The sequence below is a fragment of the Sorangium sp. So ce375 genome, from assembly GCF_051473855.1.
GTDB lineage: Bacteria > Myxococcota_A > Polyangia > Polyangiales > Polyangiaceae > Sorangium.
On sequence record NZ_CP150335.1, the window covers coordinates 7,555,823 to 7,578,175 of the forward strand.

Genomic DNA, 22,353 nt, shown 5'->3' on the forward strand with positions numbered 1-22,353 from the left:
CCGAGGTCGTCGAGAAACCAGGAAACCCCGACCGCTGTGAGCGATCTCTGCCGTCTGCCCCCGTCCGCCGTGCCCGAGTAGGCTCTACTCGACGCGCATCGAGCTCGCGCGGACGATGCGGATCCGCGCGTCACGCGCGTCGGGCTGGTTGACCGCGCGCGCGAACTCGGGCGCGGCCGGGGAGGCCACCTCGACGACGGACGCGGTGGAGCCGATGCGGATCGCGCCGATCTGCTGGCTCGACACGCCGCCGCGGCGGCACACGAGGGCGAGCAGGCGCCGGGGGTCCGCGCCGTGGCGCTCCCCCCAGTTGACCTGGAAAGGCACGAACGGGAGGCGCGGGGGCTGCTCCCCGTCGCCGCGACGCGCGGCGGGCCGGGCGCGCGACGGCGCATCGGACCACGGCGGCGCCGGCGGACGGGCGCGCGACGGCGCCCCGGACCACGGCGGCGCAGAGGGCCGGGCGCGCGACGGCACCCCGGACCACGGCGGCGCAGAGGGCCGGGCGCGCGACGCAGGCGGCTCGGACCGGGCCGGCGCGACGGCGGTGACGGGCTGCGGGGCGCAGGGGCCTGTGTGCTTCGCCCGCGCGAGGAGGGCCGCGACGAGCTCTGTCGCGTCCATGTCCGCGAGCAGGCGCGCGGCGAGCTCCCTGTGCCGCGCGTCGGGCGCGGGGCCGGACGCCTCGCGCTGGCCGCGCGCGCTCGCGTCGGCCGCGGCCGCGTCGCCCGCGTCCGCCTCGACCCGGCGCGCGGCGGCGAGCTCGGCGGCGAGCCGCTCGTCCGCGGCGCGGAGCACGTCGTCCGGCGACGGGGCCGGCCGGAACGTGGCCTCGACGCGCGCGCGCCGGAGCAGCCTCAGCGCTTGCTCGCGCGCGAACGGCGCGACGAGCAGCACGCTCGTCCCCTTGCGACCGGCCCGGCCGGTGCGGCCGCTCCGGTGCGTGAAGATCTCGGGATCACCCGGGGGATCGGCGTGGATGACGCGCCCGACCTCGGGGACGTCGATGCCGCGCGCGGCCACGTCGGTCGCGACGAGGGTGGTGATGGCGCCCGAGCGGAACGCGTCGAGCGTGCGCGTCCGCTCCCGCTGCTCGAGATCGCCGCTGAGGGCGCGCGCGGGCAGGCCGAGCGCGGTGAGCTTGTCGGCCAGCTCGGCGGCGCCCTCGCGCGTGCGCACGAAGACGAGCGTGCGCTCGCCGGGCGCGAGGAGCAGCAGGTTCACGACCGCCGCTTCGCGCTCCGCCGGCAGGACGAGGTGGGCGACGTGCGCGATGTCGCCGTTCGCGGCGCCGGGTCGCGTGCCCTCGACGCTCACCGCGTCCCGCTGGAAGCGATCGGCGAGCGCGCGGACCTCGCGGGAGAAGGTGGCCGACACGAGGTGGGTCTGGCGATCCGCGGGCATCTTGCCGACGATCGCCTCGAGGTCGTCGCGGAAGCCGAGGTCGAGCATCTGGTCCGCCTCGTCGAGCACGAGGGCGAGGACGCCGCGCGGATCGAGGGTCCCACGCTCCAGGTGATCGAGCAGGCGGCCGGGCGTCCCGGCGATGACCAGGGGGTCGCGCCGCAGCCCGCGCGCCTCGGCGCCGAAGCTCGTGCCGCCGGTGACACACGCGACGCGCGCGCCGAGCGGCGAGAGCAGCCAGCTGAGCTCGCCGGCGATCTGCGCGGCGAGCTCGCGCGTCGGCGCGATGATCACCGCCGCGGGAGCCGCCGCGTTCCGGGGCGCGCCGTCGGGCGAGGCCGCGGCGGCGCGATCGGCGAGCGCGCGCTCGAGGCGGGGGGCGAGCGCGATGCCGATGGCCACGGTCTTTCCGGAGCCGGTCTGCGAGGAGATACGGAGGTCCCGCCCGGCGAGCTCGGGGGCGAGGACGGCCTGTTGGACGGGGGTGAGCGAGGTGAAGCCGCGGCGGGCGAGGGCGCCCGCGAGCGGCGCGGGCAGAGCGTCGTGCAGTGAGTCTGGATTCATGAAAGCCGCGCAACCTAGCAGAAGCTGGACGGTTGTCGCGGCCAATCGCCCTCACCGCGCTCATCGCCCTCATCGCGCGCGGCGCGCCCGCGGCGCGGCCGCACGGCGCTCCGTGTGACGCTGGAATTCCCCCGCCCGGCTGGAATGACGATGCCGCCAAGACGCCACAAGGCGCCGATATTACTGGGATTCTCGTGGCATCTCGGCGGCTTGGTGGTTCGACAGGCCCCACCTTAGTCAAGGGGCCTCACCAACGCGCTCTGGTCACTGAGCGCTCGCCTTGGCCTTCTCGTCGAGCCAGGCCACCGTCCACGCGAGCGGGCTGTTCCAGTTGATCGTGATCTCGTTGACCGACCACGCCTCGATGTCGTCGATGTAGCACTTCTGCGCGGCGCACTTCGCGCGGCCTTCGGTCGCGCCGAGCGCCTCCTTCGCCACGTCATCCTCCAGCCCGGAGTTCGGCCCGCCGGAGACCGCGCCCGGCGGAGCGGACGGGAACGACTCGTCCAGCTGGTGCGCCCAGAAGCGATGATGCGGGTTCTTGAGCGGGTTCTCGCCGTAGCCGGAGACATAGGACTTGTCCATCGGGTTGCGCCCGAGGACGTAATCCGCGCCCGACGCCACGCCGTCGAAGTACTTCTGCTCGCCGGTGAAGTCGTGGGCCAGGGCCAGGACCAGCATGTTGTTGAGCACGAAGGAGTTGGAGCCCCAGGGATACCCTTTCTCGTTCGCCTTGAAGGGCACCCGGTACCCCTCCGCCCCGGTGATCTCGAGGTACTTGTCGGCGATGGCGATCAGCTGGGTCCGGGCCGCCTCGCGCTCCGCCGCGGCGTGCTGGGCCTCGACCACGGCGAGCGAGATGGCGCCCAGCCCGTCGACCTGCCCCCACGTCATGGCGCTGAACGTGCCGTCCACGCCCGCGAGCTCCTCGCTGTAGGGCGACGCCGCGAGCTCGGCCTGATACGCGGCGTCCTCCGTGGTGAGGAAGAGCTCGGCGGCCGCCCAGTAGAACTCGTCGCTCAGCTCGCCGTCACCGTAGGCGCCGCCGCCCACGACCTTGCTCTCGTCGGGGATGACCTTCGGGTTCGCCTTCGCCGCGGTCCACGCCCGCGTCGCGGCCTCGAGGCACTCCGCCGAGAACTCGGGATCGAGCTCGCGCCAGATGCGCGCGGCCTGGGCCGCGGTGGCGGCCAGGTTGAGCGTCGCCGCCGTGCTGACCGGGCGGAGGAAGCGCGGCTGCGGATCCTCGTTCGGCGGCATGGGCAGGCCGGTCCACTCCAGGTCGTGCACCTTGTGGTGCACCATGCCCGCGTTGGGCTGGCCTTCCGGCACCTGCATCGCGAGCAAGAACGCGATCTCCCACCGGGCCTCGTCGAGGAGGTCGGGGATCTGGTTCGCGTTCTCGGGGATCTTGAGCTTGCCGTCGCCGAAGTCGTCCGCCGTGGACCCGAGCGCGACGAAGCGCTCGTACTGGTTCAGCAGCGTCCAGGCGGAGATACCGCCGTTGACCACGTATTTGCCGTGATCGCCGGCGTCATACCACCCGCCGGTGACGTCGAGCGTGTACGTGCAGCCGAGATCCGCGCCGCAAGGCGCCTCGTCCGGCAGGTGCCCGGCGGGGCGCGCGTAGTCCGGACCGACGTACTCCTCCAGGATCTCGATGCCGGAACGGTTGTGATAGAAGTACGCGAGCGCGTCGTACTTCATCTGAGAGTAGATGGTCGGGCTCACGTCGAACGGGTGGCTCGACACCTCCCCGATACGGAGCGTGTACCCCTCGCCGGCGGTGGTGAAACCGCTGAAATCGATTGTGTGAACGTGCTCTCCGGAGCTCGCGTCGTCGCCCACGACCCGGGTCGCCCCGCTGTCGACCACGGCGCCGCCGGCGTCGACGAGCTCCCACGCATGCGGCTTGTCCGCCGCCGCCACGACCGTGGCGACCTTGGCGGCGGCCGGCAGGTACCCGACCTGGTTGACGCGGATCAGCTCGGTGCCCGACGGCGGCACCGTCTCGATCGGCGCCTCGCCCCCGGCGCCGCCCGAAGCCCCCGCGCCGCTCGAAGACCCCCCGCCGCCCGAAGCCCCCGCGCCGCCCGTGCCGCCCGAGGAGCTATCGCTGTCGTTGCCGCCGCAGCCAACGGCGGCGAGGCCGCCCGCGAGCGCGAGAAGGAGCGACCCTCCCAGCGACAGCCATGAACGCTCCCGATGAGCCGACTTCCCAGCAAAAAGACAAAGCATTGTGCATATCTCCAGGTGAAGTTGAGAGCCGCGCGACAAAGATGGTTCGCGCGGAAACTTACGACGGCGCCACCATCGGCGGAGTCGACGCAGGTGTCAAGCGTGGAGGCGGCCTGCTGGCGCGGGAGCGGGCGCCTGCTGGCCCGGGAGCGGCGGAGCGTCGTCAGTAGTGCCAGGGATAACGCGTGAAGTCCGGACGACGCTTCTCCAGGAAAGCGTCTCGGCCCTCCTTCGCCTCCTCCGTACCGTAGGCGAGCCGCGTCGCCTCGCCGGCGAAGAGCTGCTGTCCGACGAGCCCCTCGTCAGGCAGGTTGAACCCGTACTTCAGCATCCTCATCGCGGTCGGGCTCTTCGAGTTGATGATCGCGCCCCACCGCAGCGCCTCCTCCTCGAGCTCGGCGTGAGGGACGACCGCGTTGACCATCCCCATCGCCGCCGCTTGCTCCGCCGTGTAATCGAGCCCGAGGAAGAAGATCTCCCGCGCCTTCTTCTGCCCGACCTGCCGCGCGAGCAGCGCCGAGCCATACCCGCTGTCGAAGCTCGCCACGTCCGGGTCCGTCTGCTTGAACATCGCGTGCTCGCGGCTCGCCAGCGTCATGTCGCAGACCACGTGAAGGCTGTGGCCTCCGCCCGCCGCCCAGCCGGGCACGACCGCGATGACGACCTTGGGCATGAACCGGATGAGCCGCTGCACCTCCAGGATATGGAGCCGCCCGAGCCGCGCCGGGTCCGCCTGCCCCGCGCTCTCGCCCTCGTATTTGTACCCGTCCTTCCCGCGAATGCGCTGATCGCCGCCGGAGCAGAACGCCCACCCGCCGTCCTTCGGAGAGGGCCCGTTGCCGGTGATCAGCACACAACCCACGTCCGAGGTCGTGCGCGCGTGCTCGAGCGCGGTGTACAGCTCATCGACGGTGCGGGGACGAAACGCGTTGCGCACCTCGGGCCGGTTGAACGCAATGCGCACGGTGCCCTGGTCGACGGCGCGGTGATAGGTGAGATCCTCGAACGAGAACCCGTCGACCTCACGCCAGCGCGCCGGGTTGAAAATCGCAGAGACGGTCATGATCTACTCCTTTGGGGGCGCGGACCCTACCCGCCTCATCGTGGGCTGGCAACCTCGGCGGCATGACAGCGGGCGCCGTCCGTGCGCGGACGCACTCCCGGCCCGGCCGCCCCTGCCGCTGCTGGCTCTGCGCGCCCGCTAAAGAGCCTCCCGATGCCCTTGACACATAAACCGTTCTCGTGGACAAGCAGGCTTCGACGCGCCGTGTGGTCGACGTCGCGCTGCCTGGACTATCGCGCTCGCGCGCGCTGGCCAGGCGGCGCGGGAGGCGATCGCCTGCGTCCGGACGGGGGAATCGCTGATGGCGGGCGGCCGCGACGAGGGGAGCGCGGGCGCCGTAAAGGGGACGATATGGGCTTGAGCTACGAACGACTTCTCCAGGTCTCGTCAGGACTCCTGGCCACCGCGGACGCGCGTGGCTACTTCCATGATCTGAGCTCCGCGTGGGAGCGGACCCTCGGATGGTCCCTCGACGAGCTCAAGGCCAGGCCGTACATCGAGCTCGTCCACCCCGACGACCGCGAGGCGACGCTCGCCGAGGCCACCGCCCTCTTCGAGGGTCGTACGAACGGCCGGTTCGACAATCGCTATTTGTGCAAGGACGGCTCGTACCGGTGGTTCGGCTGGACCGCTTGTGTGGACATGGACGACGCGCCCTCCGAGCGCCTCGCGGTCGCCACGGCGCTCGACCTGACGAGCGACCGGGAGCGGGCGGCGCAGCTCGCGCAGGTGGCGCAGCTGACGACGGTCTACGAGAAGCTGTTCCGCGTCTCCGTGGGCCTCCTCGTGACCCTGGACGCAGACGGGTTCTTCCGCCACGCCAACCCGGCCTGGGAGCGGACCCTCGGCTGGTCCCCCTCGGAGATGATCTCGAAGCCGTTCATCGAGTTCGTCCACCCCGACGACCGCGAGGCGACGCTCGCCGAGGCCTCCGCGCTCTTCCAGGGCCACACGACCATCCGGTTCGACAACCGGTACGCGTGCAAAGACGGCTCCTACAGGTGGCTCGCGTGGACCGCACACATGGACGCGGCCGAGGATCCGTCGCGCCGCCTCGTCTATGGCACCGCCCACGACGTCACGTCGTACAGGGAGCTGCTCGAGAAGCTCGAGCGGACGCTCGCGCGGCTCCGCGACACGATGCACGCGATGTCGACGCCGCTCATCCCGATCACCGATCGCATCACGGTCATGCCCCTCGTGGGCCAGATGGACTCGGAGCGGATCGAGCAGGTGATGTCGGTCGCGCTCGCTGGAGTCCAGTCCACCCAGGCTCAGGTGGTCATCCTCGACGTGACAGGGCTCAAGGAGATCGACACGCGGGTCGCCTCCGGGCTCGTCGACACCGCGAAGGCCCTTCAGCTGCTCGGCGCAAGGACGATCCTGACCGGCATCCGGCCGGCGGTCGCGCAGACGCTCGTCGGGCTCTCGCTCGACCTGGCGGGCATCGTGACAAAGAGCACCCTCCAGAGCGCCATCGCCTTCGCGTTGCAAGGCGACCAGGGCGCGCCCCGGATCCTCCCCCAATAAAAAGAGCGCCGGCTTCGCCGGGGAGCGCCGGCGCCCCCCGGCGAAGCCGAACGCCGCGCGGGGCGGATGCACGCGTCCGGCCGGCTGGTGTATAAGGCCGCGTGGCGTGTGTTCGTGTCCCTGGAGGTCGCATGTTGCTCGGCCAAGGTTCGGTCGCAGGAGCCTGCTGCGCAGCCATCGTGTTGCTCACGGCCGTGTCGGCCTGCTCGACGAGGGTGCGGAGATTCGGTGACGGCGACGCCGGAGGCGGCGGGAGCGCCTCGGCTTCCAGCGCCGGCGAGGGCGGCTCGGCCTCCAGCGCCGGCGGGGGTGGCTCGGCGTCGAGCGGCGGGCGCGCGTGCGAGCCCAGGCGCCAGGAAGCCTGTTACGAAGGGCGGCCGGACACGTTGAACCGCGGCCCCTGCCGCGCCGGCGTGAAGACCTGCGACGAGGAAGGGAACGGGTACGGCCCGTGCGCCGGACAGGCCCTGCCCGCGCCCGAGCGCTGCGACACCGCCGAGGACGAGGACTGCGACGGCGCGGTCAACCAGGGGTGCGCCTATGCCCGGTGCGCCGACGTCCCCAGCGGCCTGCCGACCGGGGTGTACACCCTCGATCTGGACGGGCCCGGGGGAGACCCGGAGTTCCCCGTGGTGTGCGATCTGGAGGCGGGCGGAGGAGGGTGGGCGCTCGTCTACAACAGCGTCGGTTCGGCGGCGGGAAAGACGCTGTCGTTCTGGGACATCCCGTACGCCGAGCGGCTCGGGACCAAGGGCGAGCCGGCGCTCGATCGGAACTTCTACAGGGGCTCGCTCTACCTCGTCGGCCGAGAGTACCGCGACGAGATCGAGGACGTCGCGGGGACCGTCGCGGAGGTCATGCGCGCGACCGTCAAAGGCATCGACACGACGACCATGAAGTTCCTCGACCCCGTGCAGCGCTCCGGGGACGCCAATGTCTTCTTCGCACAGTTTCTCTCGGGATGGTCGTCGCGCGACCACGACGGTGACACTGCGCCGGATAACAACTGCGCGGACGCATCCCTGAACGTCACGCAGCACTACGCGCAGTGCTGGGAATACAACCTCGGCGCGGACGGGGACGCACCGCTCGACGACGGCGGCTGGGGTCCCCACCTCGGCACACACATCGCGGAGCGGGTCGGGCTCGCGAACGACCAGACGCGCTATACCCGGGTGCGGCGAATCTCTCGCTGGACACGGTGGTGAGGCGGGCCTCAGGCGTACCTCCGCGCGTACCTCCGCGGATTTGGTGACAATTTCCAGGCGGCTCGGGTATGCTGCCGCGGCCATGCGCTTTTATGCACTGACTTTGCTGACGCTCTTCGCGAGCCTCTGCCTGGCGAGCTGCTGGAACAACGGTGGCTGCGTGGAGGGAGACGCGTGCGAGTGCTCCCAAGGCGACCAGTGTTACCTCGGCTGCGACGGGGACAACTGCGACCAGCGCTGCTTCCAGATGCACCGCTGCGGCGCCGTCTGCGAGCACGGGTGCTCGTTCGAGTGCTTCGACGTCGACGAGTGCTCGTCCTCCTGCGGGGACCACTGCGATCTCAACTGCCATAACACGGTGGCGTGCGGGGCCATCTGCGACCGCGACTGCCGGTACGAGTGCCACGACACGAGCCGGTGCGGCGTCAGCGTCGGATCGGACAGCGTCGTGACCTGCCGGAACGTGTCGACCTGCGAGGTCGAGTGCCGGGGCTCGTGCCAGGTGTTCTGCGACGACGTGGGCGGCGAGTGCCGCGTCACCTGCCCAGGCGGCGAGGCCGCGGTCGTGTGCCCGAACGGCTCGCGCGCGTGCGGCGGATGCTGAGGAGACCGAGACCGATGCAGAGAGCGATGACATCGCAGCTTCGCGCGCCGCGCCTCCTGGCCGCCGCGCTCTCGTTCGCGGCGCTGACGATCGGGTGGGCCGAGGTCGGTGAAGCGCAGATGACGATCAAGCGCCCCGGCGATCGCCCGGATTACAAGGTCGAGCTGGAGCCGCACCTCCTCATCACGCCGTTCGAGCCGCTCGGCCCCGGCTCGGGGAGCGGCATCGGCGCCGGGTTCCGCGCCACCATCGACATCGCGCCCGACGGCTTCATCAAGCGCATCAACGACTCGGTGGGCATCGGCTTCGGCCTCGACGGCGTCCACTACGGCGGCGACCCGGACTACCGCGGCGTCTGCACCCGCTTCGAGAACGGGCCCGCGGGCACGCGTATCTGCACCGAGGTCGACGGGTACGGGGCGCCGTCGAACTACGTGTTCGGCTCGGTCGTGATGCAGTGGAACTTCTGGCTTCACCGGAAGTGGTCGGTCTTCGGCGAGCCGGGGCTGTCGCTCTACCTCGGAGACCTGGGGCGCCGTGCGGCCTTCGGGGTCTCACCGGCCCTGTTCGTCGGCGGGCGCTTCCACTTCACGGAGAATGTGACGCTCACGATGCGACTCGGATATCCTGCGTTCTCGCTGGGCGTGTCGTTCCTCCTGTGATGGGAGCGCCGCCGCCGGACGGCGCGCGCTCCCCCGCCCCCCGGTTTGTAAAACGCCTGCTCCCCGCTCCCCCGCGGCGCCGGCCGACCTGATATCCTGCACCGCATGCCGGAGACGCCGCGATCCGAAGAGACGCTCGGCTCGGCCTTCGTCGAGGAGGACCTCACGGTGCCGAGGCTCGGCGCGCCGGCCGCGCAGCCCATGGAGGAGCTCTCGAGCTCGGCGCTCACCGAGGACATCGAGGCGATCGAGGCGGCGGCCGCGGCCGGGGGCGCGGGCGGCGACGCGCTGATCGGGAGCCTGATCTCGGGGCGCTACCGCGTCCACGAGCTCATCGGCGAGGGTGGGATGGGCGCCGTCTACCGCGGCGAGCAGGTGCACCTCCGCAAGCAGGTGGCGATCAAGCTGCTCCGGCCCCTCGCCCGGCGGATGCCGGAGCTCGTGGCGCGGTTCGAGCGGGAGGCCGTCGCGGGCGCGCACATCCGGCACCCGAACGTCGTCGCGGCCATCGACTTCGGTCAGCTGGACGACGCGTCGTACTTCCTCGTCCTCGAGTACGTCGAGGGCACGCCGCTCAAGGACGCGATCGCGAGGGGACGGCTCCCGCCCGCGCGGGCGCTCCGCATCGCGCGCCAGATCGCGTCGGCGCTCGGGGCGGCGCACGAGAAGGGCATCGTCCATCGCGACGTGAAGCCCCTGAACGTCCTGCTCGACGCGCACGATCAGGTCAGGCTCATCGATTTCGGCCTCGCGAAGGTGAACGTCGATCTCCTGTCCAGCCAGAGCCGCAAGACGGCGGCGCCGACCCCCGCCCTGACCAGCGCCGGCGAGGTGTTCGGCACGCTCGCGTACCTCGCGCCGGAAGCGCTGCGCGGGATGGATGCGGTGGACGCGCGCGCGGATCTGTATGCGCTCGGGCTCGTGCTCTACGAGATGCTCACCGGACAGCACCCCTTCGACACGAAGAACGTGGTGGAGCGGCTCAAGCAACAGGGGCCGGAAGGTCCGCCGGCCCTCCGCGTGCGCGCTCCGGATCTGGAGGTGCCCTACCCCGTCGAGCAGGCCGTGATGCGCCTCATAGAGCAGGATCCGTCGTTCCGCTTCCAGACGGCGGCCGACGCCATCGCGGCGCTCGATGAGGGGCTCGCGGCGATCACACGCGCGGCGGCGCCGCCGTCGCCGGCTTCAGGCGGCGGGATCACCGCGACGGGCCAGGACACCGCGGGCGGGGCCGCTGCGGCGGGCGGGGCCGCTGCGGCGGGCGGGATCACCGCGGCTGCCAGCGCCGCCGCGGCGGGTCGGGCCACCGCCGCGGGCGACCCCACGGCAGGCGCGGCCACCGAGCAGGCCGCGGTGGCGGCGCCCAGAGCGCAGGCCCCGTCTGCCTGGCCGGGGCCCCGGAAAACGTTGCTCGCGCGCGCGCACCGCCGGCCCGCAGCCTCGGCGGCCTGGGTGCCCTTCGCGGCGGCGCTCTCGGCCCTGGCGGCGCTCGCGATCGGCGTCGCGCTCTGGATCGTCGTCCGGCGGCCCGAGGCGCCCACGGAGGCGTCCGCGGTCGCCTCCGTGGAGCCCCCGCCGGCTCCGGCAGCGCCGCCCCCTCCGGCGCCGGCGAGCGCGGCGCCCGAGGACGACGCGCGCGGCGCCACGAGCCCGCGCGCGCAGCTCAGCCGGGCGGTGGCGACGAGGAACTGGGTGCTCGGGGCGCGGTCGCTGCTGGCCCTCGCGGAGGCCGATCCGGAGCTCGCCCTGAGCAGGGGCCTGCGCGAAGAGGTGCTCTCCACCGTGGCGGGCATCGGGTTCGAGGAGGACAACCCGGCGGCGGACGAGGTCTTCGACCTGCTCACGAACCGGCTCGGCAGCGGCGGCCTCGACGTGCTGCTCGACCTCGTGCGCGCGCGGGGGGGCACCAAGGCGGCCCGGCGCGCCAGCGAGATCCTCGCCCGGCCGGACGTGATGGCGCGCGCGACCCCCGCGCTCCGCGTCATCTTCGCGTTCCGCAGGGCCAGCTGCGGCGGAAAGCGGGCGCTCTTCAGCCGCGCCGCGGCCGAGGGCGACGAGCGCATGCTCTTCGAGCTCCAGGTGCTGCACGGCGCGCGGTGCAGGAGGAGCGATCCGTGCTGCTTCCGCGACGACAAGGCGCTCGCCGACGCGATTCAGCAGCTGAAGACGCGCCTCGGGACGTGACGGGCGCGCACACGGCGGGCCTCTTTATCCGCGGGACCTCGCCACGGAGGCGCGCTCAGAGCAGGCCGCAGCCGTCGTAGAGCGGCAGGAGATCGCTGTCGCGCACGTCGGTCCGGATCGTCTCGGAGTAGCGCTGGAAGCTCGGCCCGAGCAGCGGCCCCAGGAGCGTCCCGAGCAGCGGGACGTTGTTGCACGTCTGGTCGCCGGCGGCGTCCTTCACGCAGGTCAGATCGCAGAGTCCGAGGAAGGCGATACCGCACGTCGGTACGTGGCCACAGAGCCGCTCCAGCGAGAGGAGGCTGAGATCGAGCGGGCAGCTCAGCGAGAGCGACGAGAGCTCCCCGGTGAGATCCGGATCGATGCAGGCATACCCGGCGATGGTCCCGGAAAGGAACGCGTTGCCGTACATCGTGGCGTCGTGGACGACGAAATCCGCGAAGGGCTCCTCGTCATGAGAGAAGTCGAGGGCCGGGTGGCTGCCATTCAGCAAGATCTCCACATGCTCGCCGGTGCCGTTCAGATGCTGGAAGATGCACGCCGAGACCCAGCGCTGCTCCGAGGTGAGGAGAGCGCGCTCCGTCCATTCCGGCGCGAACCCGAAGTGGCCGTAGAATGGACGGCCGTCCGGACCGTAAACGACCTGATCCGAGGACAGCGCGCAGCGCACGGTGTAGTCGAGCACGCTCTTTCCGCCAGAGGTGCCGAGCAGCGCCGTCGGGGCCACGACTTTGTTGGCGCCGGCGAGCGCGGCCTGGCCGAGCGCCCGAAACGCGGTGCGGTTCGCCGGCGCCCAGAAGTCGCTGGGGAGCAGGCCGTTACATCCGATGGGCACCGCGTCGCGCCGTATTGGCAGCTCCGCCGTCTCGACGGGGTCGGTGTCGGACAGGGCGTCGTGCTCGGTGTCCGACGAGGCGACGCACCCCGCCGTAAACACACCGGCGCCCAGGAGACCAACCGCAATGAAACGGATCGATGGCATTCGGCTCTCCTCTGAGGTGGTCGCGCAGCCTGGCGCAGGGCCAGGATCAGACATCGACCAGCAATATCGATCTTTCTTAAATTGGCAGTCTCCCACCTTCCAGGAAGGCGCGCAATGCTGAAAATCGGTACACGGTGGTCGCGTGAAAGTACGGACTCGCCCGAATACGACACGGAATAAACCGTATCGCAACAGGCTCGAATCAGTCCGGCACGGGCGAACGAACGTCCGGAGCCCACGACCTCTCGGCCAACCCGCGCGCCAGCTCGACGAAGCGGGACAGCCATAGAGGGCTCTCCCCGCGGTGCTCCCGCGCGCTCGCGAGCGCCTCCTCCGCCTCGCGCAGGTGTCCACGACGGAGCGCCATGCGCGCACGCCAGTACAGGAACATGAGCGTCTGCTCGGCGATCGACTGGTCTTTCGCCAGCCGGATCGCCTCGCCCCACGAGAGCGAGGGCTGCGGCGCCGGCCGGAGCCCCATCTCGGAGAGCACGAGCTCGAGCAAGCCGTACTCCGCGAGGTCGCCCGGCTCGAGGGCGCAGGATCGCTGGATCCACAGGGCGAGCTGGCTGGCCTGCTCGTACTCGTCGAGCGCGAGGTGGATCTGCGCGAGCAGCATCGCCGTCTGGGGCATCGGGCGCTCGGAGGCCTGCTCTTCCAGCCACCGGGCGCGCCGCGCGAGCGCGAGCGCCTCGCGCTGCCTGTCGCTCCAGTGGAGCAGCACGGCGACGTTGTACGAGGCCATCTTCTCCAGCCATGGATTGCCGATCTCGCGCGCGAGATCGACGGCGCGGCGCAGGTCGTCGACCGCGCCCGGCAGAGACCACCGCCAGCCCCACAGCGCGATGCGGTTGATGTACGCCCCGCAGAGGTGAAATCGGTCGCCCGCCGCCGTGACCAGCGCGATCAGGTCCCCGGAGGCGCGCTCGGCATCCTCGCGGCGCCCCGCAGACGCGAGCTGGAAGGACAGCATGTTCAGGGCAGGGACGCGCGCGTCGTAATCCCCAGCCGCCGCGGCGCGCTCGGCGCACGCGGCGAGCTCCACGATCGCCTCCTCGAGCCGCCCCCGCCGCCACGAGGTGCGGGCCTCGGCGACCCGGAGGCGCAGCGCGAGCTCGGGCGAGCCCTGCGCGTCGACGAGCGGCCGCGCCTCCTCCACCCGGCGCGCCGACGCCGCGAACTCGAAGGCCCAGTCGAGCGCCGTCGCGTCCTCGAGCAGGAGGCTCGCCCTCGCCCGCGCGTCGCCGAGCGCCTCGGCCAGCGCCAGCGCGTCGCCGAAATCGCCGCGCGCCTCTCGGACGCGGCACATGCGGTACCGGCTCCTGCCGCGGCCCGCGAGCGCGCGCACCCGCCGGCGCGCGTCGCCCTGCTCGGCGATCTGGAGCGCGGCGTCGTAGCGCTGATCCGCCTCGACGGCATCGTGCCGCGCCGACGCGAGATCGCCGAGGGCGAGGCAGGCGTCGGCCGCCTCGGCGCGCTCGCCGCACACGGCCGCGTGGCGCGCGAGCGCGCGGAGGCCGTCCGTCGAGCCGGCCGCCACCTGCGCCCGCCAGTACGCGAGCGCGCTCCGGTGGATCGCGGCCCGGTGCGCCGGGTCGAGCATCTCGTAGACCGCCTCCTGGAGGACCGCGTTCTGGAACGCGTGCCGGTCGTCCACGCCGCCGTCGCGGCGGCCCTCGCCGTCGCGCAGCAGGATCCGCCGCTCGACCAGGGCCGCGAGCCCGAAGCCCGCGTCGACCATCGATCCGGCGCCGCCCGCGCGCTCCAGGCCGTCCAGCACCGCCTCGAGCTCGGCGCGATCGAACGACGTGCCGAGCGCCGAGCAGACCCGGGCGCACGTCGCGAGCTCCGGCGGCAGATCGTCGAGCTTCTGGGCGGCGAGCCATTGCCACGCCGGCGCGGGCGGCAGCGCCTCGATCTCCGCGGTCGCCACGTACGAGCCGCCACCGGCGCGCCGGCGCACGACGCCAGCGCGCTTGAGAGAGCGGACGATCTGCCGCAGGCAATCCGGGTTGCCCCCCGCCCAGTCGGACAGCCGGCGGAGGACCTCCGCCGGCGGGTACTCGGCCGGCAACAGCAGGCGCGACGCGAGATCCATCGCCGCGTCCTCCGCGAGGGGCGCGAGCGTCACGCGGGTGTGGCGCTGGTTGCGCTGGCCCCAGCTGGGACGGGCCTGCTCGAAGCGAGGGCGCGCGGCCACGACCACCCAGAGGGGGGTGCCCTCGCCGTCGAGCGTCGCGTACTCGAGGGCGTCGAGCAGCACGTCGTCCGCCTGGTCGGCGTCGTCGAGGATCACGGCGAGGGGGCCGCGGCGCGCCCCGCGGCGGAGCGCCTCGGCGAGCGCCAGCATCAGCCCTTGGCGGGCCTCCCCGGAGAGGCGCCCCCCGCGAGGTCCGGCCCAGCCGAGCGCCGCGGCGACGGCCTCCCAGGTCGCGCCGCCGAGCGCCTCTCCGAGCCGCTCCACGCAGAACGCCCGCGGGTCTCCGGGGCTCTCCCGGGGCGCGTCGAGCGCGACGCAGAGGAGCGCGCGCACGGCCTGCGCGGCGCCGCCGTGGATGGGGTGGAGCGCGCGCACGGCGACCACGCGCGCCCCGGGGACCGGCGCGCCGGCGAGGGTGGCCGCCTCGGCCGCGAGGCGCGTCTTGCCCAGGCCGGCGTCGCCCATGAGCGTGAACAGGCCGGGGCACGTCCCGTCGAAGGCGTCGGCCGCGCTGGCCGCGAGCGCCGAGAGCACGTCGTCGCGGCCGAGCAGCGGCGGCTCGCGCAGGCTCTCCGGGCCGTCCGGCGGCGTGGGCGCGACCTCATCGTCGGGCATCGCGCGCTCGAACTCCTCGGTCATCGCGAGGCCACCCCAGGGCTCGGCCGGCAACCACGCCTCGGGGCGCTCCACCGGCGCGCCGTAGGCGGCGTGCAGCCCGCCGGCGATCCGGCGCAGGCGCACGCTGGCGAGGTGCAGCGCCACGCGCACGCCGCCGCTCAGCGCCAGATCGCGCGCGGCGGCGAGCGCGGCGCGGGCCGGGTCGTCGACGTCCCTCGCGGAGAACACGGCGAGGCAGCGCTGCCCGCGCTGCCGCGCGACGAACCCCCGGCGGCTGCCGACCGCCGCGATCACCGGCCCCGCGCCGCCCTCCGCGAAGAGCAGCGCGACCGGCTGCCGCCCCTCGGCGACGGCCGTCGCGGCGCCGTCGTCCTGCCGCTGCGATCGCGGCGCCGACGGAGGCGGGATGGAATCGGCGCGAGGCCGCGCGCGCAGGGCGTGCAGGGTGCGCCGGAGCGCGGCGGCGCTGTCGGGGCGGCGGCACGGGTCCTTCGCGAGGCAGGCGAGCGTCAGCGCCTCGAGCTCCTCGGGGACCTCCGCGAGATCGCTCGGGCGCGGCGGGCGCAGCGCCAGGTGGCCGTGCTCGACGGCCGTCTCGCCGCCGACGAACGGCGGACGAAGCGTGAGCAGCTCGAACAGGATCACGCCGAACGCATAGATGTCGGCGCGCGCGTCGATCGACGCGGCGTCGCCCCGGAGCTGCTCCGGAGCCATGTACTCCGGCGTCCCCAGGATGTCGCCGGCGCGCGTCACACCGGCGGGCAAAGCTGCCGGATCGCCCTCGGAGGCCGGCTTCGCCAGGCCGAAATCGAGCAGCACAGCGCGGTCGCTCGAGCTGAGAAAGAAGATGTTCTCCGGCTTGAGATCGCGATGGATGACGCCCCGGGCGTGCGCAGCCTCGACCGCGGCGAGGATCGCGTCCGCGCGCCCGGCGGCGCGGTCCGGATCGAGCGGCGCGCGCAGCGCCGCCAGCTCTTCGGCGAGGGTCCGGCCAAAGAGCCGCTCCATGACGAGATAGGGCCGCCCGCCGGGGAGCTCGCCGCAAGCGATCGGCTGCGGGACGTGCGGCACACCGACGCGCTCGAGGAGCGCGGCCTCGCGCCGGAACCGCTCACGCAGGTTCCACGCCGCGTGCCGCCCAACCTTGATGGCGACCGGCGCTCCGTCGCTGTCCTGCTGCGCGGCCCAGACATCGGAGAAGCCGCCGCGACCGAGCGGCCCGAGCAGCGAGAAACCCTCGATTGCGGGCGCCGCGCGCTCCACGGTGTCTTGCTCGCCGGGCGGCGGCGAAAAGCCATCTCTGACGCACCGAGCGTCAGCGGCGAGCCGCCCGTGACATACGGAGCAACGGTGCATGATTCGGCTCTTTGCCGGCAGCCGGGGGTCGCATTCGATACCGGCTTACGCATACTGTAGTGCGCGGGCTCAGCCGTCGCCATCCGGGAAGTAAGCGGCTGTCAGATATCATATGAAGAACCGCTGCCAGCACGATGAGCCGTCCCCCGTCGCGCCGCCGGCCGACGCCCCTCCGGGCGAGCCGCCGATCGGCGCGCCGCCGACATGGAGCCAGCGCACGCCCGGCACGCGCGACGGCGCAGGCGCGGGCGCCCCGCGCGCCGCGGCGCTGCGGGCGGGCGAGTACCTCCTCGACGGCGTCATCGCCGAGGGCGGGTTCGGCGTCGTCTACCGCGCGGTGCACGCGACGAGCAGGGCGCCGGCGGCGGTCAAGGTCGTGCACGCCGACCTGATCTCGCGCGCCGACGTGGTGCTCCGCTTCCAGCGCGAGGTCGACACGATCGGGCGGATCCGGCACCCGAACGTCGTCGAGATCCTCGACGTCGGGCGGCTCGACGACGGGAGGCCCTACTACGCGATGGAGCTGCTGCAGGGCAGGAGCCTCGAGCAGCACCTGTTCGCGCGCGGCAGGCTCCCGGCGGACGAGGCGCTCGCGATCCTCGATCCGCTCTGCAGCGCGCTCGCCGCGGTCCACGCGCTCGGGATCATCCACCGCGACGTGAAGCCCTCGAACGTGATCCTGTGCGAGCAAGGCGGGGGGCTCAGGGTCGTGCTGCTCGACTTCGGCATCGCGAAGCTGCTCGGCGCGACGGATCTCTCGCTCACGTCGTCGCGGCACGTCGTGGGGACGCCGGCGTTCATGTCGCCCGAGCAGCTCCTCAACCAGCCCGTCGACATGCGGACCGACGTCTACGCGCTCGGCGCGCTGCTCTACACGATGATCGCGGGATCCATGCCGTTCGTCGCGACCACGTACCCGGTGCTGCGCCACCTGCACCTGCACCAGGCCCCGCCCCGCCCGAGCCTGCACGCGCCGGTCGACCCGGCGTTCGACGATATCGTCGTGCGGGCGATGAGCAAGGATCCCGCGGGCCGCCACCCGGACGTCGCCGCGTTCCTCCACGACGTGCGGGCCGCGACGGCGCGGATCGCGCGGACCGGCGCGGTCGAGGCGGGGCACATCAGGCGCCTCGCGATCGGGCTGCTCGTCGAGGTCCTCGCCGAGAGCCGCGCGCTCGAGGCGCCGACCGACGCCTTCCTGGCCGATTTCGAAGCCGTGGTCCCGGACGCGGTGGCCGCGCTCGCGCCCTCGGGGTTCTCGCCGCTCGCGGTCACGAGCACCAGCGTGCTGCTCGCGGCGCCCTTTCGGCGCGACGAGCGCGGGGCCGAGGATGACCGCCACCGCGCGATCGCGGCCGCGATCGCGCTGCACACGCGGCTCGCCCGGCCGGGCCGGCGCGATCCCGCGATCAACGTCCGCTTCTGCCTCCACGCCGGCGACGTGGTGCTCACCGAGGACGGCGCCCCGGTGGGCGGCAGCCTCCTCGAGCTCTCGTCATGCCTCCCGGAGACGGCGGGACCCGGCGTGTACGCGTCGCCGGCCATGCTCGACGGCGTCGCCTTCCTGGCACACCGGGTCTCGGCGGCCGCCGGCGCGACGATCCCGATGCGCCGCGTGTTCATACGGCCGCCGGGCCGCAACGCGGCGCCCGCGTAGAGCGGGGCCGCGGGGTCCAGCCGCAGGACAGGTCAGCGGGCGGGCTTGACGAACTTGAGGGTCATGCGGTCGCTCTCGCCGATCGCGGCGTAGCGCGCGCGGTCCTTGTCGCCGAGGCGGAAGCTCGGCGGCAGCGTCCAGACCCCTTCCGGGTAGTCTTTCGTGTCCTTCGGATTGGCGTTGACCTCGGACTTGCCGCCGAGCTTGAAGCCCGCCGACTCGACCTTCTGGATCACCCACGCTTCCGGGAGGTATCCCTGCTTCGCGCTCTCATCGGGGTTCGCGTCGGGCTTGGCGCGGTGCGCCACGATGCCGAAGACGCCGCCCGGCTTGAGCGCCTTGAACGCCTCGGCGACGTAGGCGTCGAACTTGCCGTTCCGGTGCCAGTTGTGCGCCTCGCGAATCGCGATGACGAGATCGGCCTTGCCCTCGATCCCGAGCTTCGGGTTGTCGCGATCGATCACGATGACATCGACCTTGCCGAACAGCTCGGGCGACTTCTCGAGCATGCGCTTCACCCGCTTTCCGTAGAGCGTGCTGCGCGAGTCCGCGGGGCCGTTCGGGTCGAAGGACGTGATGATGAGCTTGCCCTTCTTCGCGAGCACCGGCGCGAGCAGCTCGGTGTACCAGCCCTCGCCGGCCCCGAGCTCGACGACCGTGCTCGTCTGCTTGAGGCCGAAGAACTCCAGGTTCTCGACGGGGTGCCGTGCGGCGTCGCGCTCGGCGTTGCCCGGGGCGCGATGCTTCCCCTTGAGCGCCGCCCGCAGCGCGGCGCCCGCGCTCGGGTAATTGGCCGCGACGAGCGCCTTCACCTCGGCCTTGAGCGCGTCGTCGAACCGCGCCGCCTCCGTGTCGGCCTTGGCCTCCATGGCCTTCGTGTCCTCGGCGAGCTTGGCGAGCTCAGCCTGCTTCTTCTCCGCTTCCGGGTCCGCCTTGGGCGGCGCCGCGGCCTCGGGCTGCGCGGCCGGCGCCGCGGCCGGCGGAGCCTGCGTCGGGGGCGGCGGGGCGCTCTCGACGGGCGGAGAGCTCCCCGCACAGGCGGAGATGGCGCCGGCGAGAACGAACAGCAAGGTCCTTGAAGTGATGTGCATGCACGGCTGCGTAGACCGGAGGGAGGACGGCCGCAAGCGTCCGCCGCGGTCGATGCCGCGCGAGGAGCCCTGTCCGTCGAGGCGCGCCGGTGTGGGCTCATCCCGGCGCGGCCTTGGTATCCAGCGCTTCAACCGCCGCATTCCAGGGAACGCATTCCAGGGAATACAACGGGAAGACGCGGGAACCCTCCGAGAGTACGAGGGAAACCAACAAGGTTCCGCGTTGACCAGGCGGCGGGGCCAGGGTAGCGTACGCGGTCCCGGGGGGTGCTCGCACACTCACGCAGGTGGCCGATGCCGCTCAAGGTTCATAACACGCTCACGAGGAAGAAGGAGCCTTTCGTCTCCGCCCGGCCGAAGGTCGTACGCATCTATACGTGCGGTCTCACGGTCTACGCGCCGATGCACATCGGCCATGCGCGCACCTACTGCTTCTGGGACGTCTTCCGCCGCTACCTCGAGTACCGCGGCTATCACGTGCTGAGCATCATCAATTACACGGACATCGACGATCGCATCATGCAGCGCGCGAACGAGCGCGAGGGCGCCGTCGACGTCGCCGAGCGGAACATCGCGTCGTTCCGGCGCGACTGCCGCAAGCTCCACATCAAGGACTACGCCGTCTACACGCGCGCCACCGACTTCGTCGACGAGCAGGTCGACATGGTGAAGCGCCTGATCGAGAAGGGCCACGCCTACACGGTGAACGGCGAGGTCTTCTACGAAGTCGGCACGTGGGCGTCCTACGGCGAGCTCTCGGGGCGCAAGGTCGACGAGCAGGAGGTCGGGGCGAGCGGCCGCGTCGAGGAGGACTTCGGGAGAAAGAGGCACCCGGCGGATTTCAGCCTCTGGAAGCCGACCGGCGCGGGCCAGCCGAGCTGGCGCACCGGCGAGGAGGGGTGGCCGACGGGGCGCCCCGGCTGGCACATCGAGTGCTCGGCGATGAGCACGGCGCTCCTGGGCGACCATTTCGACGTCCACGGGGGCGGCATCGACAACATGTTCCCTCACCACGAGAACGAGATCGCGCAGAGCGAGCCGCTCTGCGGGAGGCCCTGGGTGCGCTACTGGCTGCACCCCGAGCACCTCGATCTCAAGGACACGAAGATGTCGAAGAGCCTCGGGAACGTCATCTCCGTCGAGGAGCTCTTGTCGAGGCACGGGCACGACGAGGCGCGGTGGTTCTTCGTGACGCAGCATTACCGGTGCAAGCTCCCGTTCGGCTGGGAGCTGCTCCAGCAATCGGCCCAGGGTTACGCGCGCATCAAGAAGCTCGCGACGGTCCTCGCCGAGAAGCTGCGCGGCGCGACGGGCGAGCCCCTCGCCCCGGGCGCGTACGCGTCGCAGCGGCCCGACGAGGAGCGATTCCCGAGGATGCGCCACCAGTACGTTCACGGCCAATTCGGGGAGCACACCGAGCGGTTCATCGCGCGCTTCATCGAGGCGATGGACGACGATCTGAACACGCCGAACGCCGTGGCTGCGTTCTTCGACTACGTGAGCGCGCTCTATTCGGCGGGGATCGAGCGGTGCGAGGACCGCCCCTCGATGCTCGCGGTCTACCGCGCCATCGTGCGTCACCTTGCGGTGTTCGGGGTGGAGATCGCCGAGCCGGCGCTCTATCCGGAGCTCCTTCCGGACTACGCGCTCGCCCCTGCCGAGGGCGCGGCTGGGCGCGGGGGCGACGCCGCGATCGACCGGCTTATCGCGATGCGGCAGGCCGCTCGGAAGGCGAAGGATTTCGCCAAGGCGGACGCCATCCGCAACCTGCTGGCCGAGGCAGGGGTCGTGCTCGAAGATACCCCCCGCGGCCCGCGCTGGTCCTCATCCTGAGGAGCTCTCCCGCTTCGGATACGGGCCCATCTCGACGTTTTCGGTGCTCGGCGTACAGGAGTACGCCTCCGCGCCGAAAACGCCGATCTGGGCCCGTCTCCTGTGCGGGAGAGCTCCGCTGACGGAGGTATTTGAGCTCGGAGAAAGAGCGGAGAGACCGCGCGGCGGAAACTTGCCGACGGGGGCCGCGCGGCGGCGGGCGAGCGGCGCCCGCTGGGCTGGGACAGGTGACGAGGAGGACGCGACGGCGCTTCAGCGGTCGAGGCCTGCGCAGGAGAGCCGCGTCCCGGTCGGGAGCTCCAGCCCGAAGCGCTCCTTCAAGACGTCGAGGAGCGCGTCGTCGCGCAGCAAGACGCGCTCGACGCCGCCCTCCCGCCATATCCCCAGCTCGCGGTTGCGCAGCGTCACCCGGCCCTCCGGCGACGGGAGCGCCACGATCAGGTTGTTGACGAACAGCGAGCTCGGGTGCGTGGACGTGTAATGGTTCGCCACCTCGTAATCGATCGGGAGGTGCTCCTCGAGCGTGAACGCATAGATGTCCTGCCACGCCTCGCCCGCCCTGGAGGCGAGCACCCATGACGAGCCCTCCCGGCGCAGGCCGATCACGTCGAGCACCCGCGCGTGGCCCTCGCCCTCGATGAGCGGGATCGGCTGCGTGAGCCCCGGTCCGCCGAAGCCGACGTCCGCGATGAACGGCCCCTCGGGCAGCTCGACAAGCGACAGCATGTGACTCCGAGGGCCCGTCTCGGTTCGCTGAAACCGCACCCGCGCGATGAGCGTCGTGAGCTTGAATCCGAGCCGGCGCAGCGCCGCGACGAAGAGGGTGTTGTGCTCGAAGCAATAGCCGCCGCGGCGCGCCCCGACGAGCTTCGCCTGGACGCTGGCCAGATCGAGGCGGATCGGGCGGCCGAGCAGGACGTCGAGGTTCTCGAACGGGATGGAGTGGACGTGCGCGGCGTGGAGCGCGTCGAGCACCTCCCGATTGGCGGCGAGCGCGCCGCGGTAGCCGATGCGCGCGAGGTAAGCGTCGAGGTCGAGCGGAGCACTGTCCTGTGTCAAAGCTTGCATTGGGTCGGTGCAGCAAGGATACGCCTGTCAGGACGAGCGGCGCCAGACGGAAGCTCCTCGACGATGCCCGGGCGGCCGGCGCGACGCCGTCCTC

14 protein-coding genes are annotated in these 22,353 nt (G+C 72.1%); 7 read left to right on the top strand and 7 right to left on the bottom strand.

What is annotated here, in order from left to right; all coding sequences use genetic code 11:
* Nucleotides 1–84 precede the first annotated feature (84 nt).
* The 3 genes from WME90_RS27905 to WME90_RS27915 form a co-directional block, all read right to left on the bottom strand.
* Complete coding sequence (locus WME90_RS27905; protein ID WP_437275056.1) at nucleotides 85–1,968, bottom strand: DEAD/DEAH box helicase; 1,884 nt, start codon at nucleotides 1,966–1,968, stop codon at nucleotides 85–87.
* 264 nt (nucleotides 1,969–2,232) lie between these two features.
* The gene (locus WME90_RS27910; RefSeq protein WP_437275057.1) at nucleotides 2,233–4,206 is read right to left on the bottom strand and encodes a glycoside hydrolase family 9 protein; all 1,974 of its coding nucleotides are present in this window, start codon (nucleotides 4,204–4,206) and stop codon (nucleotides 2,233–2,235) included.
* Between the two features lie 163 nt (nucleotides 4,207–4,369).
* Complete coding sequence (locus WME90_RS27915) at nucleotides 4,370–5,269, bottom strand: 1,4-dihydroxy-2-naphthoyl-CoA synthase (protein WP_012237941.1); 900 nt, start codon at nucleotides 5,267–5,269, stop codon at nucleotides 4,370–4,372.
* A 357-nt stretch (nucleotides 5,270–5,626) separates the two neighbouring features.
* Here WME90_RS27915 and WME90_RS27920 point away from each other — a divergent pair, with 357 nt between their 5' ends.
* The 5 genes from WME90_RS27920 to WME90_RS27940 all read left to right on the top strand — a co-directional run bounded on the left by WME90_RS27920 (nucleotide 5,627) and on the right by WME90_RS27940 (nucleotide 11,457).
* Nucleotides 5,627–6,799 carry a PAS domain-containing protein gene (locus WME90_RS27920; protein ID WP_437275058.1) on the top strand — a complete coding sequence of 391 codons (1,173 nt, stop codon included), beginning with the start codon at nucleotides 5,627–5,629 and terminating at the stop codon, nucleotides 6,797–6,799.
* 179 nt (nucleotides 6,800–6,978) lie between these two features.
* Nucleotides 6,979–8,007 (top strand): fibrinogen-like YCDxxxxGGGW domain-containing protein, encoded by a 1,029-nt coding sequence (locus tag WME90_RS27925; protein ID WP_437275059.1) that lies wholly within the window; start codon nucleotides 6,979–6,981, stop codon nucleotides 8,005–8,007.
* Nucleotides 8,008–8,089: 82 nt separating this feature from the next.
* Nucleotides 8,090–8,611, top strand: coding sequence for a hypothetical protein (locus WME90_RS27930; RefSeq protein WP_437275060.1), 522 nt, complete (start codon nucleotides 8,090–8,092; stop codon nucleotides 8,609–8,611).
* A 26-nt stretch (nucleotides 8,612–8,637) separates the two neighbouring features.
* A complete protein-coding gene (locus WME90_RS27935) occupies nucleotides 8,638–9,273 on the top strand; it encodes a hypothetical protein (protein ID WP_437275061.1) in 636 nt (211 codons plus the stop codon).
* A 105-nt stretch (nucleotides 9,274–9,378) separates the two neighbouring features.
* The gene (locus WME90_RS27940; RefSeq protein WP_437275062.1) at nucleotides 9,379–11,457 is read left to right on the top strand and encodes a protein kinase domain-containing protein; all 2,079 of its coding nucleotides are present in this window, start codon (nucleotides 9,379–9,381) and stop codon (nucleotides 11,455–11,457) included.
* Between the two features lie 55 nt (nucleotides 11,458–11,512).
* Here WME90_RS27940 and WME90_RS27945 read toward each other — a convergent pair whose 3' ends face one another.
* Nucleotides 11,513–12,436 (bottom strand): hypothetical protein, encoded by a 924-nt coding sequence (locus tag WME90_RS27945; RefSeq protein ID WP_437275063.1) that lies wholly within the window; start codon nucleotides 12,434–12,436, stop codon nucleotides 11,513–11,515.
* 202 nt (nucleotides 12,437–12,638) lie between these two features.
* Nucleotides 12,639–16,610, bottom strand: coding sequence for a protein kinase domain-containing protein (locus tag WME90_RS27950; RefSeq protein ID WP_437275064.1), 3,972 nt, complete (start codon nucleotides 16,608–16,610; stop codon nucleotides 12,639–12,641).
* 112 nt (nucleotides 16,611–16,722) lie between these two features.
* Here WME90_RS27950 and WME90_RS27955 point away from each other — a divergent pair, with 112 nt between their 5' ends.
* A complete protein-coding gene (locus WME90_RS27955; RefSeq protein WP_437275065.1) occupies nucleotides 16,723–18,267 on the top strand; it encodes a serine/threonine-protein kinase in 1,545 nt (514 codons plus the stop codon).
* 32 nt (nucleotides 18,268–18,299) lie between these two features.
* Here WME90_RS27955 and WME90_RS27960 read toward each other — a convergent pair whose 3' ends face one another.
* Nucleotides 18,300–19,358 (bottom strand): class I SAM-dependent methyltransferase, encoded by a 1,059-nt coding sequence (locus tag WME90_RS27960; RefSeq protein WP_437275066.1) that lies wholly within the window; start codon nucleotides 19,356–19,358, stop codon nucleotides 18,300–18,302.
* 294 nt (nucleotides 19,359–19,652) lie between these two features.
* On the opposite strand from WME90_RS27960, the gene cysS reads away from it, so the two are divergent.
* Entirely contained in the window at nucleotides 19,653–21,191 is a 1,539-nt protein-coding gene (gene cysS, locus WME90_RS27965) for a cysteine--tRNA ligase (RefSeq protein WP_437275067.1), read from the top strand.
* A gap of 252 nt (nucleotides 21,192–21,443) precedes the next feature.
* Here the strand turns inward: cysS and WME90_RS27970 are convergent, their stop codons facing one another.
* The gene (locus tag WME90_RS27970) at nucleotides 21,444–22,259 is read right to left on the bottom strand and encodes an arylamine N-acetyltransferase family protein (RefSeq protein WP_437275068.1); all 816 of its coding nucleotides are present in this window, start codon (nucleotides 22,257–22,259) and stop codon (nucleotides 21,444–21,446) included.
* Nucleotides 22,260–22,353 lie beyond the last annotated feature (94 nt).

Bases quoted from the DNA above. Each gene is read 5' to 3' on its own strand.
- WME90_RS27905 (WP_437275056.1), bottom strand. From the start codon at position 1,968: ATGAATCCAGACTCACTGCACGACGCTCTGCCCGCGCCGCTCGCGGGC.
- WME90_RS27910 (WP_437275057.1), bottom strand. From the start codon at position 4,206: ATGCTTTGTCTTTTTGCTGGGAAGTCGGCTCATCGGGAGCGTTCATGG.
- WME90_RS27915 (WP_012237941.1), bottom strand. From the start codon at position 5,269: ATGACCGTCTCTGCGATTTTCAACCCGGCGCGCTGGCGTGAGGTCGAC.
- WME90_RS27930 (WP_437275060.1), top strand. From the start codon at position 8,090: ATGCGCTTTTATGCACTGACTTTGCTGACGCTCTTCGCGAGCCTCTGC.
- WME90_RS27935 (WP_437275061.1), top strand. From the start codon at position 8,638: ATGACATCGCAGCTTCGCGCGCCGCGCCTCCTGGCCGCCGCGCTCTCG.
- WME90_RS27940 (WP_437275062.1), top strand. From the start codon at position 9,379: ATGCCGGAGACGCCGCGATCCGAAGAGACGCTCGGCTCGGCCTTCGTC.
- WME90_RS27945 (WP_437275063.1), bottom strand. From the start codon at position 12,436: ATGCCATCGATCCGTTTCATTGCGGTTGGTCTCCTGGGCGCCGGTGTG.
- WME90_RS27950 (WP_437275064.1), bottom strand. From the start codon at position 16,610: ATGCACCGTTGCTCCGTATGTCACGGGCGGCTCGCCGCTGACGCTCGG.
- WME90_RS27955 (WP_437275065.1), top strand. From the start codon at position 16,723: ATGAAGAACCGCTGCCAGCACGATGAGCCGTCCCCCGTCGCGCCGCCG.
- WME90_RS27960 (WP_437275066.1), bottom strand. From the start codon at position 19,358: ATGCACATCACTTCAAGGACCTTGCTGTTCGTTCTCGCCGGCGCCATC.
- cysS (WP_437275067.1), top strand. From the start codon at position 19,653: ATGCCGCTCAAGGTTCATAACACGCTCACGAGGAAGAAGGAGCCTTTC.
- WME90_RS27970 (WP_437275068.1), bottom strand. From the start codon at position 22,259: ATGCAAGCTTTGACACAGGACAGTGCTCCGCTCGACCTCGACGCTTAC.